Source organism: Devosia sp. A369 (genome assembly GCF_054489345.1).
In genome coordinates, this window is record NZ_JBTMWV010000009.1 from 98,793 (window position 1) to 110,707 (window position 11,915).

Below are 11,915 nucleotides of genomic sequence, written 5' to 3' on the forward strand. Positions count from 1 at the left end.
ACGAGCTGGAGGCCGATAGTGGCGCCCCGTATCCTGACACTGGCCAATCAAAAAGGCGGCGTGGGTAAGACCACGACAGCCATCAACCTTGCCACGGCCCTGGCCGCCATTGGCGAACGCGTGTTGATTGTCGACCTCGACCCGCAAGGCAACGCCTCCACCGGTCTGGGCATTTCGCGCGTCGATCGCGATGTGTCGTCCTATGATCTGCTGGTCGGCGAAGCCACCGTGGCGCAGGCGGCAATCATGACCAGCGTGCCCAATGTGGCCATTGTCCCCTCGACGATGGATCTGCTGGGCGTCGAATTGACCATTGCCGGCCATGCCGACCGCGCCTTCAAGCTGCGCGACGCCTTCAAGCTGCTCGGCGAGCTGAGCATTAATGACAAGCCGGTGAGCTATATCCTCATCGACTGCCCGCCCTCGCTCAACCTGCTGACGATCAACTCGCTGGTGGCCGCCGACGCGGTGCTGGTGCCGCTGCAATGCGAGTTTTTTGCACTGGAAGGCCTGAGCCAACTGCTTCAAACTATTGAACAAATTCGCTCGACGCTGAATCCGCGCCTGTCGATCCAGGGCGTGGTGATGACCATGTTCGATAAGCGCAATAATCTCAGCGAACAGGTGTTGCAGGACGTGCGCCAGGAAATGGGCGATCTGGTCTATGACACCGTGATCCCGCGCAATGTGCGGCTCAGCGAGGCGCCGTCTTACGGCAAGCCGGCGCTGTTGTATGACTTGAAATGTGCCGGCAGCCAGGCGTATCTCCGGCTGGCAACCGAAGTGATCCGCCGTGAGCGGCAGCTCAACGCGGCATAGGAGCCCGGATATGAACGACAAACCCACACGGCTCGGTCGCGGGCTGGCAGCATTGATCGGCGATATGGCCATTGTCGAGGGCGCACGCGTCACCGAATCGGGCGGCGTCAAGAAACTGCCGGTTGAGTTCATCATGGCCAACCGGGCCAATCCGCGCCGCACCTTCAATGACGAGCAGCTCGAAGAGCTGACCAATTCGATTCGCGAAAAGGGCGTGATGTCGCCCTTGCTGGTGCGGCCGAGCGAAGACCCCAATATTTTCGAGATCATCGCTGGTGAGCGCCGTTGGCGCGCGGCGCAGCGCGCGGGCCTGCATGAAGTGCCGGTGATTGTCCGCGATGTCGACGACAAGGAAGCGCTCGAACTCGCCATCATCGAAAACGTACAGCGCGCCGATCTCAATCCGCTCGAAGAAGCGATGGGCTATGGGCAGCTGATCGAGCAGTTCGATTATACCCAGCAGGATCTGGCGCAGGTGATCGGCAAGAGCCGCTCGCATGTCGCCAATACACTGCGCCTTCTACGTCTGCCCGAGGACGTGCGCAGCATGGTTTCCAGCGGCACCCTGACCGCCGGCCATGCCCGCACCCTGATCACCGCCGAAGATCCGGCCGCCCTGGCGCGGCAGATCGTCTCCGGCGGCTTGTCGGTGCGTGAGGCCGAGGCTTTGAGCCAGCAGCGCGAGATCGCCGGCAAGAAGCCGGTGGCTGGCGCCGCGACCGAGCGCGATGCCGATACCGTGGCGCTGGAGCGCCGCCTGGCTGATGCGCTGGGGCTGTCGGTGTCGTTGGCGCATGGCGAACGCGGCGGCAAGCTCGAAATCCGCTACAAGACGCTGGAACAGCTCGACGGCATCTGCCTCAAGCTAACGGGTTACCAGAACTAGGTTTTTTTGGGTTTTGCTGTTTTGCACATCACACCATCCGGGTAATACCGGGTGGTGTTTTTTTGCGCGGTGCGCCGAGGTGGCTTGGCGGCAATAACGGCCACGCGACGATATGGATTCACGTGAAACCATGCCCCGATCTCCCCGCACCGTCACCACCCGACTTGTTCGGGTGGTCCATGGAGTGGCCGGAGGACGCTGGATTGCCGGGACAAGCCCGGCAATGACGGTCAAACTTAAAATCTGCGCCCAGCGTTTCACGTGAAACATGACTCCGGCGTTTGCCCACCCACCGTGTCATCCCGGCCTTGAGCCGGGACCCATCCTGAGATGGGACCGCCGACGAGATCGGGAGATGGGCCCCGGCTCAAGGCCGGGGTGACATCGCGTTTTTACCGGCGGGGGAGGATGGCACCACGACGGCCATGGCGCTAATGCGCGGCGGCCATCATGCAGATGGCCAGCATTGTGCGACGCAGGGCGGCGTCGGCCAAAGCCGGGCGGCGGCGGCTGTCGGCGGTGGTCTGCAGAATGCGCGCCGAGGCAGTCGCCAAAGCGGCGTCGGACCACAGGCGCAATTGCTGTTCGAGTGCGCCGATGCGCGAAAAATGCGGCTTGGGGCGCTGGCCTTCCAGCACCATGCGGGGCGGCTTACCGGCATCGACTTCGACGCGCCAACGCCGCAGATTGGCGAAATGGATGGTGCACATCGCAAGCAGACGCTGCGGATCGACGGCCGATGACAGCGCCCGATTGAGCGCCAGCTCCAGCTTTTCGGCGTGGCCGCCGCCGGCGGCGTCGAGAATGGCGTCGATCACCAGCATGCCGTTGTCGGCACAGAGCAGCAGCACGTCATCGCGGGTGAGCTGCTTGCTGGCGGCGGCATAGAGCGTCAGTTTTTCCAGCTCGCGCCGGGTGATTTCGCGGTCATTGCCGAGGATTTCGCGCAGAGTGGTCACCACGTCAGCGTCGACGCGAATGCCGTGCTGATTGAAATTCTCGCGGATCAGCGCCTGCAGCGTCTCGTCACTATCGGGGTAGCAGGGCAGGGCGCGGCCATTCTTGTCGGCTTCCACCAGCGCCCGCAGCGCGTCGCGAGGCAGCAGATTGCCGGCCTCGAGCACGATGGCGGCGCCGGGGGGATTGTCACGCAGATCGGTGAGCGTCATCACCAGCGACTTGCCGGCGCCGCGCACCCGGATGATGCGCTTGCCGCCAAACAGCGACATGGTGCGGGCTTCCACCGCCAGAATCGAGGGGTCGGCATCTACCTCGCTGCCATCCAGCGTCACGATGCTGGCGGCTTCGGGGTCGTCGCCGCTCAACTGGCGGATCAGCCGCTGCGCTGTCTCGCGCACCAGGCCGGCATCGGGGCCATAGGCGAGGAAAATGCCTTCACTCAGATCGGGGCGCGCCAGAAAGCGCGCCACTTCATGGGCCTTGAGCGCCGTCATCAGCGGCTGAGCGCGGCGAGCAGGCCCAGCCGCAGCGATTCGGCGGCGGCCTTGGCGGCGCGCTCGCCGGCTTCGGTGGCGGCCGCCTGATTGGCCAGCACCTGATCACTGGTGGTGTAGTCGGCGCTGGCGTGGCGGGTGATGCTGAGCGGCTTGGTGCCGTCGCGATCGCTGATATTCAGCGTGGCCGTTACCGTGACGCGGGTGAGCTTATAGGGATTGGCCGTCGCCGACAGGCCGATCGCCACGGCCGAGGCGCTGGCGGTGACCATGGCAAGCCGTGCCGTCTCGGCGTCGGAGCTGCCGAAGCGCAGCGCCAGCTCCTGATAGATGATCTGTTCCAACCGGCTGGCGGGCTTGGCATAGGCCAGGCTCAAGGCCGGCTGGGCGGCCGTCGTGCCGCCATAGACCGGGGTAAAGCTGCAGGCGCCCAGCATGGTGCCAGCGCCCAAGAGGACGCCGGCCATGGCGATGGGGCGGAAGAGCCTAGACCACAACATTGACGATCCTGTCCGGGACGATGACGATTTTCTTGGGCGGCTTGCCGTCCAGAATGCGGACAATCTCGTCCAAAGACAAGACCAGCTGCTCAACTTCGGCCGCCGGGGTGCCCTTGGCCACGGCGATCTCGCCGCGGCGCTTGCCATTGATCTGGATCGGCATGGTGACCGTGTTGTCGACCAGCAGCGCCGGATCGACCTCGGGCCACAACGCATCGGCCACCAGCCCGGTCTTGCCCAGGGCCTGCCAGCAGGTTTCGGCCAGATGGGGCATCATCGGTGCAATCAGCTGGATCAGCCGCTCCACGCCGTCCTGCAGCGCGCCAATGCGGGCGGCAGGCGCGGCCGAGGCAATGCCGGCCGAGCGGACCAGCGCATTGGTCAGTTCATAGATCTGGGCGACGGCGCGGTTGAAGTGCAGGCCCTCGATTTCGGCGGCCACATTATGCACGGCGCGATGGGCGGTCCGGCGCAGCGCCAGCCCCTCATCGTCGTCCGAAACGCGAACAGTCTCGGCAGACTGTTTCACCAAGGCGATGGTTTCGCCGACCAGCCGCCAGACGCGCTGCTGGAAGCGGCTGGCGCCTTCGACGCCGGCCTCGGTCCACTGCACGTCACGCTCCGGCGGCGAATCCGACAGCATGAACCAGCGTGCGGTATCGGCGCCATAGGTGGCGACGATCTCGTCGGGATCGACGACGTTCTTCTTGGATTTGCTCATCTTTTCGATGGAGCCGATGGTGATCTTCTCGCCCGATTGCAGATGGCGCGCCGTGCGGGTCTCGCCCTGGGCCTCCAGCACGATATCGGACGGCTGCACCCATTCGCCGCTCGGCGACTTATAGGTCTCGTGGGTCACCATGCCCTGGGTGAACAGCCCCTTGAACGGCTCGTCGACGCCGACGTGACCGGTGGCCTTCATGGCGCGGGTGAAATAGCGCGAATACAGCAGGTGCAAAATCGCGTGCTCGACGCCGCCGATATATTGATCCACCGGCAGCCAGCGATTGGCCACTTCGGGAATGGTCGGGGTGGCGGCGTGCGGAGCGGTAAAGCGGGTGAAATACCAGGACGAGTCGACAAACGTGTCCATGGTGTCGGTTTCACGCCGCGCCGCGCCACCACACTGGGGGCAGTTCACATGCTTCCAGGTCGGGTGATGGTCCAGCGCATTGCCCGGCTTGTCGAAAGTGACATCTTCGGGCAGCACCACCGGCAGGTCCTTCTTGGGCACCGGCACGGTGCCGCAGACCTCGCAATGGATCACCGGAATCGGGCAACCCCAATAGCGCTGGCGCGACACGCCCCAGTCGCGCAGGCGATAATTGACCTCCACAGCGCCTTGCGGCTTGCCGTCGACCGTCAGCGCGGCAAAGTGCGCGGCAATGGCCTTCTTGGCGGCGTCGATCGACAGGCCGTCAAGGAAACCGGAATTGAAGATGGTGCCGGCATCGGTATAGGCCTCGTCGCCCACCGCAAAGCTGGCCGGGTCGGCATCGGCAGGCAGCACCACGGGCACCACCGGCAAATCATAACGACGAGCAAATTCCAGGTCGCGCTGATCATGCGCCGGGCAACCAAAGATGGCGCCGGTGCCGTAATCCATCAGCACGAAATTGGCGACATAGACCGGCAGGGTGACGCCGTCCAACACCGGATGCTTCACGTGAAGCCCGGTGAACACGCCCTTTTTCTCGGCCTTTTCAATGGTTTCGGTGGCCGTGCCATGGCGATGGCATTCGGCGACGAACTCGGCCAGCTCGGCATTGTTCGCGGCCAGCTGCGCGGTCAGCGGATGGTCGGCCGACAGCGCCAGGAACGAGGCGCCAAAAATCGTGTCGGGCCTGGTGGTGAAGACTTCCAGGCTGGTGGTGGCGGTCAGCGCGCTGGGTTGCACTTCAAACAGCAGCCGCAGGCCTTCGGACTTGCCGATCCAGTTGCGCTGCATGATGCGCACTTTCTCGGGCCAGTCGGTCAGCCCGTCCAGCGCTTCGAGCAGCTCTTCGGCATAGTCGGAAATCTTGAAGAACCACTGGGTCAGCTCGCGCTGCTCCACCGGCGCGCCGGAGCGCCAGCCCTTGCCGTCGATGACCTGCTCATTGGCCAGCACGGTCATGTCGATGGGGTCCCAATTGACCTTGGACTTTTTGCGGGTGACCAGATCAGCCGCCATCATGTCGATGAACATCGACTGCTGGTGCTGGTAATATTCCGGCTCGCAGGTGGCGATTTCGCGGGTCCAGTCGATGGCCAGGCCCATGGATTTGAGCTGGGCCTTCATCGCGGCAATGTTTTGGCGGGTCCAGGTGCCGGGATGGGTCTTGCGCTCGATGGCGGCATTTTCCGCCGGCAAGCCAAAGGCGTCCCAGCCCATGGGGTGCAGCACATTCTTGCCGCGGGCGCGGTGGTAGCGCGCCACCACGTCGCCCATGGAATAGTTGCGCACATGGCCCATATGGATGCGGCCCGAAGGATAGGGGAACATCTCGAGGACGTAGTAGGGTTCACGCGGATCGTCATTGGAGCTGACAAAGCTGCGGGCATCGTCCCACACCTGCTGCCACTTGGGTTCCATTTCACGCGGATTGTAGCGTTCGCCGCTCACTATTGTTGTCCTTGGATGTTCGTCGCGAAGCTGCACAAAGGTCCGGCGCTGCTTGCGTTTATGGGGGATTTTGGCTACCGGACCATCACCAGAAATCCCCACCAAGGTCAACAGGAACAGGGCGAAAGCATGGACTCTGCCGCTGCCGAGAGGCTTGCCGACATCACCACACGCATCGCCCACGCCCAGGCCCGCTTCGGCGCGCCGCCTGAAAAGGTGGAACTGGTCGCCGTTTCCAAGACCTTTCACGCCGCCGAGATCGAGCCGTTCCTCGCCGCCGGGCAGCGCGTGTTCGGAGAAAACCGGGTGCAGGAGGCCAAGGACAAGTGGCCGGCTTTGCGCGAAGCCTATCCGGATGTGGAACTGCATCTGATCGGCCCGCTGCAAACCAACAAGGCGCGCGAGGCGGTGGCGCTGTTCGACGTGATCCAGACCGTCGATCGCGAGAAACTTGCCAGCATGCTGGCAGCAGAGATGGCTCTTGCTGGCAGAAATCTGCCCTGTTTCGTGCAGGTCAATATCGGGCTCGAGCCGCAAAAGGCCGGCATCACCCCCGCCGAAGCGACTGCCTTCGTCGCCCGCTGCCGCGACGTGCATGGCCTCGATGTGGTGGGGCTGATGTGCATCCCCCCCGAAGGGGTGCCGGCTGGCCCGTATTTCGCCCAATTGGCCATGCTGGGGCAGGCCGCCGGCGTCGCCAAATTGTCGATGGGAATGAGCGGCGATTTCGAGACCGCCATCGCCATGGGAGCCACCCATGTGCGGGTCGGCTCGGCGCTGTTTGGCAGTCGCCCACCCCTGGCCGAGCCCAAGCGCGACTGAATTCGCGATAACGGCGATTTGGCGTGCAACTTCCGGTCACTCTGCATCGTTGCTGTGGGCAATGACGCCGTTGTGATCACCTAGCCCAAAACCGGTCGCAATCTTGTGACTCATGGGCTGGCTGACGCGAAAAGGCCGGAGAAAACAATGATCAAGCGACGCATCCTGTTGGTGGACGACGACGCCGACCTGCGCCAGACCCTGGTCGAACAGCTCGAGACCCATCCCGAGTTCGACATTCTGCAGGCTGGCACCGCCAATGATGCGCTCAAGGCGACGCGTGAGCACAATATCGACCTGATGATTCTCGATGTCGGCCTGCCCGATATGGATGGCCGCGAAGCGGTCAAGCTGCTGCGCAGCGAGGGCTATCAGAGCCCGATCCTAATGCTGACCGGGCACGACACCGATGCCGACCAGATCAGGGGCCTCGAAGCGGGCGCCAATGATTATCTGACCAAGCCGTTCCGCTTTCCCGTGCTGCTGGCCCGCATCAATGCGGCGCTGCGCCAGCACGACCAGAGCGAGGGCGTGGTCTTCACCATCGGCCATTACAGCTTTCAGCCGGCGGCCAAGGTGCTGGAGACCAATGACGGCAACAAGGTGCGCCTGACCGACAAGGAAACCTCCATCCTGAAGTATCTTTATCGGCAGGGGCCGAAAACCATCACCCGCGATGTGCTGCTCAAGGAAGTGTGGGGCTATAATAACCGCGTCACCACCCACACGCTGGAGACCCATATTTATCGGCTGCGCCAGAAGATCGAGCGCGACCCCTCCAATGCGCGGCTGCTGGTCACCGAAGAGGGCGGCTATCGGTTGGTGCCGTAGAGCCTTATGCGATTTGACTAAATCAAATCGCCGGCTCTCGGTTTTTTGCCGCAAGGTTATTTGCGAAAAGCCGGTCCCCACCTTTTCGCACCTTGCTCTAATCGGGGGAGCGGCACAAAAGCCGGTACAAAATCGCGACAAATGCCCTATAGGATGAGACGGCTCCGCACTGGCGGGGCCGTTGGCGTATCCGGGTTGGGCATATGATCAGGGACGATGCGGCCGAGGCGCTGGCCCAGGCCGAATTTTTTGATATTTGCGACGACGAGCAGCGGCGCATGCTGGCCTTTGCCGGCGATCTGCGCCGGTTCGACCCCGATGCCGTGCTGTATCAGGCCGGCGCGGTGCCCGAGGGCGCCTATGTGCTGGTCGACGGCACGCTCAAGGCCAAGCCGGACAGCGGCAAGCCCTACACCATTGCCGAGCCCGGCAGCGTGGTGTCAGCCATGGCGCTGATCCTGGCCAAGCCCCGCCCGGTGAGCATCTCCGCCGTTACCGAATGCACCGCCCTATTCGTGCCGCGCACGGCTTTCCTCAAGCTGGTGCAGCAATCCCCCGAACTGGCGCAACGTGCCGTGGCGCGGGTCGAGCGCGATCTGGGAGACTATCTCGGCGCGCTTGAGCCGGTGCGGCGCAAGATGAAGGCGGACGACAGCTAACGCCGTCCCAACCCACTGCGCGTCACCCTCGGGCTCGACCCGAGGGCTCTCCACTTACCGAATGTGAAGTCAGTACAGTGGCCTCGGGTCAGGCCCGAGGGTGACGATCTGTGAGCGCGTAGCGCCCCCTAAACCCCACTAAACCGTGCAATCACCGGCACGTGGTCGCTCGGCTGCGGGGCGTAGCCGCGGTAGGATTTGATGATCTCGGTGCCGATGCAGTGCTCGGCGATGTCGGCGGTGGACCAGATATGGTCGAGCCGGCGGCCGCGATCGGAATTTTCCCAATCCTTGCCGCGATAGCTCCACCAGGAATAGAGCTTCTGGTCATAGGGCACGTGCTTGCGCACCAGATCGACCCAGCCATGGCCGCCATTGAGAATGGCGTCGAGCGCTTCGGTTTCGATCGGGGTGTGACTGACGACCTTGAGCAACTGCTTGTGGCTCCACACGTCATTTTCATGCGGCGCGATGTTGAAGTCGCCGGCAATCAGATGGCCGCGCTGGAACACCGGCTCGTTGAACCAGCTGGTCAGTTCGGAGAGAAAGCCCAGCTTGTGCTTGAATTTGGGGTTGATCTCGGGGTCCGGCTCGTCGCCGCCTGCCGGGATATAAAAATCATGCAGCGTCACCGGGCCATGGCCGAAATCGGTCAACGCCGAGATGTGGCGCGATTCGGGGATTTCGCAGAACATCCGACTCGACACATCGGTCAGCGGGAATTTACTGACGATGGCGACGCCGTGATAGCCCTTCTGCCCATGCACGGCATGGTGCGGATAGCCAGCCTCGGTGAAGGCATTACGCGGAAACTGATCGTCCTGGCATTTGATCTCCTGAAACATGATCACGTCCGGCGCGTGCTGGGCGATGAATTCCAGCACCATGGGCAGGCGCAGGCGGATCGAATTGATGTTCCAGGTGACAATGGAGACGGACATTTTTTGCCTTTGGCTGAAGGGGCCTTCTTATCGCCAAGCCGGGGCGGAAGGACAAGCCGGTTTTGTCGGCTGGGCTAGCGTTCCGGACATCACCCCCCCGACCTCCCCCATCATGGGGGAGGCGCCGTTCTGTGGTTGTGGCTCGATCTCGTCCCAAACCCGATCTGATACCTCCCCCTTGATGGGGGAGGCTAGGAGGGGGTGGGCCAAACACACGGCGCCATAGATTGCCCGGTGACCCATCTTCCTCACACCCAACGTTTCACGTGAATCCAACAAAAAAACCCGGCCTTGCGACCGGGTTTTTCAAATTTAGCGATGCACCAGAGCCTATTCGGCCTTGGGTGCCTCTTCAGCGCTGGCGGCAGCGGCCTGTTCGGCGGCGGCGGCGGCAGCTGCAGCTGCTGCGGCTTCCGCGTCCTTGGCGGCCTGCTCAGCGGCAAAAGCCTCGGCGGCTGCGATCTTCTCGGCTTCGCGGGCTTCCTTGGCGGCAACAGCGGCAGTGCGCTCGCTGGCTTCGATCTTCTTGGTGCGCGAATTGGTCGATTCGACGATACGCGCCGACTTACCGCGACGATCACGCAGATAGTACAGCTTGGCGCGACGGACCTTACCGCGCTTGAGCACTTCCACCGACGCCACGTTGGGGGAGTAGTAGGGGAACACGCGCTCGACGCCTTCGCCATACGAAATCTTGCGCACGGTGAAGCTGGCGGTGATGCCGCCGGCGCTCATGGCAATGACCACGCCTTCATAGGCCTGCAGGCGTTCTTTTTCGCCTTCGCGGATCTTGACCCACACCTTGATGGTGTCGCCATGGGTGAAGTCGGGAAGTTCGCGCTTGGCGGAGAGAGCAGCAACCTGCTCGGCCTCAAACTGCTGGATGATATTCATGTCGATTCCGTTCTGAATCTTTTCAAAGGAGCGTTTATCGAGCCAATGTGGCGCGTCGCCCGGTCTTGGTTGGTAACGGAGGTTTTTCGTCTTTTTATTGGTGCGCAACGGGTCCGATGGCCCAACACGCGGATAGTGGCGCGGCTATAGGGGAAAAACGCCCAAGAGTCTAGGCTTTGGCCGCGATTTATGACTTGGGACGGCCCAACAGGTCGGGTCGACGGGCCAAGGTGAGGTTTTGGCTCTGTTCGGCGCGCCATTTGGCGATTTTGCCGTGATCGCCCGAGGTCAGCACCGCGGGGATTTCCACGCCTTCAAAGCGTTGCGGCCGGGTGTATTGCGGATATTCCAGCAGCCCGTTTTCAAAGCTTTCGTCGGCATGGCTGTCGGCACCGCCTAGCACGCCGGGGATCAGCCGCACCACGGCCTCCAGCAGCACCATGGCGGCCACTTCGCCGCCGGCCAGCACATAGTCGCCAATGGAGATTTCCTCCAGCCCACGGCCGTCAATGACGCGCTGGTCGATGCCTTCGAAGCGCCCACAGATGATGACGGCGCCGGGGCCGAGCGCCAATTGACGGGCGCGAGCCTGGGTCAGCGGCGCGCCACGCGGCGACATCATCAGGCGCGGGCGCGAATCGTGTGGCGGCGACACGGCGTCGATGGCGCTGGCCAAAACGTCGGGCTTCAGCACCATGCCGGCGCCGCCACCCGAGGGGGTGTCGTCAACGGTGCGGTGGCGGTCGGTGGCGAAGTCGCGCAATTGCGTCGCCTCAAGCGACCACAACCCATCGGCCAGGCCACGGCCCAGCACCGAAGCGCCGAGCGGGCCGGGAAACAGCTCAGGAAACAGGGTGATGATGGAAGCGGAGAAGCTCAACCCGGCTCTTCCTCGCCCTCATCGGCATCGAGCGGCACGATCAGGGTCAAATAGCCTTCGGCCACATTGATCATCGGCACCACGGCCTTGGTGAAGGGGTAGAGATAGGTGCTGCCGCTCAGCGGATCGCGCACTTCCAGCAGGTCGCCGGCGCCGAAATTGGGCATGGCCGAGACCTGGCCGATGACCACGCCCGACTCGAGCCGCACGTCGAGGCCGAGCAGATCGGTATGATAGAAATCATCCTCGTCGTCGGGATCGGGCAGCTTGTCGCGATCGACATAAAGGCTGACGCCGTTCAGGGCCTCGGCCGCGTTGCGATCGGATACGCCCTTGATGTTAGCGATGACCACATTCTTCTGCAGGCGCAATTTGCTCAGGGTAACGGTCAGTCCCGGCCGGTCTGTATCGAGCGGGCCATAGGAGCCGATGGCCAGGGGGTCCTGGGTATGGGTGGCGATGCGGACGCTGCCCTTGATGCCATGGGCGGCGCCGATCTGGCCGAGGAAAATTTGATTGGTCTTGCTGGTCATGCGCGCTCCGACAGCTGGGCCCCGCGTCTTAGCAGGCATGACGGCGCTTGGGAATTGGCCGGTGCGCTTGTGGCGGCGGAACCAAGCAGGG

At 63.2% G+C, this 11,915-nt stretch carries 12 protein-coding genes; 5 read left to right on the forward strand and 7 right to left on the reverse strand.

The genetic code is table 11. From position 1 onward, the window contains the following. Positions 1 to 18: 18 nt before the first annotated feature. Both ACX3OZ_RS13150 and ACX3OZ_RS13155 read left to right on the forward strand, forming a co-directional pair. A complete protein-coding gene (locus ACX3OZ_RS13150) occupies positions 19 to 819 on the forward strand; it encodes a ParA family protein (protein WP_459094087.1) in 801 nt (266 codons plus the stop codon). Positions 820 to 829: 10 nt separating this feature from the next. Continuing rightward, positions 830 to 1,705: a ParB/RepB/Spo0J family partition protein gene (locus ACX3OZ_RS13155; protein ID WP_459094086.1), complete on the forward strand. Its 876-nt coding sequence runs from the start codon at positions 830 to 832 to the stop codon at positions 1,703 to 1,705. 431 nt (positions 1,706 to 2,136) lie between these two features. Here the strand turns inward: ACX3OZ_RS13155 and holA are convergent, their stop codons facing one another. The 3 genes from holA to leuS are packed head-to-tail and all read right to left on the reverse strand — an operon-like array spanning position 2,137 to position 6,264. Further along, positions 2,137 to 3,159, reverse strand: a complete 1,023-nt coding sequence (holA, locus tag ACX3OZ_RS13160) for a DNA polymerase III subunit delta (protein ID WP_459104658.1) — start codon at positions 3,157 to 3,159, stop codon at positions 2,137 to 2,139. Then, on the reverse strand, positions 3,159 to 3,659 hold the full coding sequence (locus tag ACX3OZ_RS13165) for a hypothetical protein (protein ID WP_459104659.1): 501 nt from the start codon (positions 3,657 to 3,659) through the stop codon (positions 3,159 to 3,161). The genes holA and ACX3OZ_RS13165 overlap by 1 nt, the downstream gene beginning before the upstream one ends. After that, on the reverse strand, positions 3,646 to 6,264 hold the full coding sequence (leuS, locus tag ACX3OZ_RS13170; protein WP_459104660.1) for a leucine--tRNA ligase: 2,619 nt from the start codon (positions 6,262 to 6,264) through the stop codon (positions 3,646 to 3,648). The genes ACX3OZ_RS13165 and leuS overlap by 14 nt, the downstream gene beginning before the upstream one ends. 129 nt (positions 6,265 to 6,393) lie before the next feature. Here leuS and ACX3OZ_RS13175 point away from each other — a divergent pair, with 129 nt between their 5' ends. The 3 genes from ACX3OZ_RS13175 to ACX3OZ_RS13185 all read left to right on the forward strand — a co-directional run bounded on the left by ACX3OZ_RS13175 (position 6,394) and on the right by ACX3OZ_RS13185 (position 8,576). Continuing rightward, positions 6,394 to 7,086: a YggS family pyridoxal phosphate-dependent enzyme gene (locus ACX3OZ_RS13175; RefSeq protein ID WP_459104661.1), complete on the forward strand. Its 693-nt coding sequence runs from the start codon at positions 6,394 to 6,396 to the stop codon at positions 7,084 to 7,086. A 147-nt stretch (positions 7,087 to 7,233) separates the two neighbouring features. Continuing rightward, complete coding sequence (locus ACX3OZ_RS13180) at positions 7,234 to 7,917, forward strand: response regulator transcription factor (protein WP_459094081.1); 684 nt, start codon at positions 7,234 to 7,236, stop codon at positions 7,915 to 7,917. A 203-nt stretch (positions 7,918 to 8,120) separates the two neighbouring features. After that, positions 8,121 to 8,576, forward strand: a complete 456-nt coding sequence (locus tag ACX3OZ_RS13185; protein WP_459094080.1) for a Crp/Fnr family transcriptional regulator — start codon at positions 8,121 to 8,123, stop codon at positions 8,574 to 8,576. A gap of 128 nt (positions 8,577 to 8,704) precedes the next feature. Here ACX3OZ_RS13185 and ACX3OZ_RS13190 read toward each other — a convergent pair whose 3' ends face one another. The 4 genes from ACX3OZ_RS13190 to rimM all read right to left on the reverse strand — a co-directional run bounded on the left by ACX3OZ_RS13190 (position 8,705) and on the right by rimM (position 11,824). Continuing rightward, entirely contained in the window at positions 8,705 to 9,517 is an 813-nt protein-coding gene (locus ACX3OZ_RS13190; RefSeq protein WP_459094079.1) for an exodeoxyribonuclease III, read from the reverse strand. Between the two features lie 330 nt (positions 9,518 to 9,847). Next, positions 9,848 to 10,411: a 50S ribosomal protein L19 gene (gene rplS / locus ACX3OZ_RS13195; RefSeq protein WP_459104662.1), complete on the reverse strand. Its 564-nt coding sequence runs from the start codon at positions 10,409 to 10,411 to the stop codon at positions 9,848 to 9,850. A 187-nt stretch (positions 10,412 to 10,598) separates the two neighbouring features. Beyond that, positions 10,599 to 11,291 carry a tRNA (guanosine(37)-N1)-methyltransferase TrmD gene (gene trmD / locus ACX3OZ_RS13200; protein WP_459094077.1) on the reverse strand — a complete coding sequence of 231 codons (693 nt, stop codon included), beginning with the start codon at positions 11,289 to 11,291 and terminating at the stop codon, positions 10,599 to 10,601. Next, positions 11,288 to 11,824 carry a ribosome maturation factor RimM gene (gene rimM / locus ACX3OZ_RS13205; RefSeq protein ID WP_459094076.1) on the reverse strand — a complete coding sequence of 179 codons (537 nt, stop codon included), beginning with the start codon at positions 11,822 to 11,824 and terminating at the stop codon, positions 11,288 to 11,290. Before rimM ends, trmD begins: the two co-directional genes overlap by 4 nt. Positions 11,825 to 11,915 lie beyond the last annotated feature (91 nt).

Bases quoted from the DNA above. Each gene is read 5' to 3' on its own strand.
- ACX3OZ_RS13155 (WP_459094086.1), top strand. From the start codon at position 830: ATGAACGACAAACCCACACGGCTCGGTCGCGGGCTGGCAGCATTGATC.
- holA (WP_459104658.1), bottom strand. From the start codon at position 3,159: ATGACGGCGCTCAAGGCCCATGAAGTGGCGCGCTTTCTGGCGCGCCCC.
- ACX3OZ_RS13165 (WP_459104659.1), bottom strand. From the start codon at position 3,659: ATGTTGTGGTCTAGGCTCTTCCGCCCCATCGCCATGGCCGGCGTCCTC.
- ACX3OZ_RS13175 (WP_459104661.1), top strand. From the start codon at position 6,394: ATGGACTCTGCCGCTGCCGAGAGGCTTGCCGACATCACCACACGCATC.
- ACX3OZ_RS13180 (WP_459094081.1), top strand. From the start codon at position 7,234: ATGATCAAGCGACGCATCCTGTTGGTGGACGACGACGCCGACCTGCGC.
- ACX3OZ_RS13185 (WP_459094080.1), top strand. From the start codon at position 8,121: ATGATCAGGGACGATGCGGCCGAGGCGCTGGCCCAGGCCGAATTTTTT.
- ACX3OZ_RS13190 (WP_459094079.1), bottom strand. From the start codon at position 9,517: ATGTCCGTCTCCATTGTCACCTGGAACATCAATTCGATCCGCCTGCGC.
- rplS (WP_459104662.1), bottom strand. From the start codon at position 10,411: ATGAATATCATCCAGCAGTTTGAGGCCGAGCAGGTTGCTGCTCTCTCC.
- rimM (WP_459094076.1), bottom strand. From the start codon at position 11,824: ATGACCAGCAAGACCAATCAAATTTTCCTCGGCCAGATCGGCGCCGCC.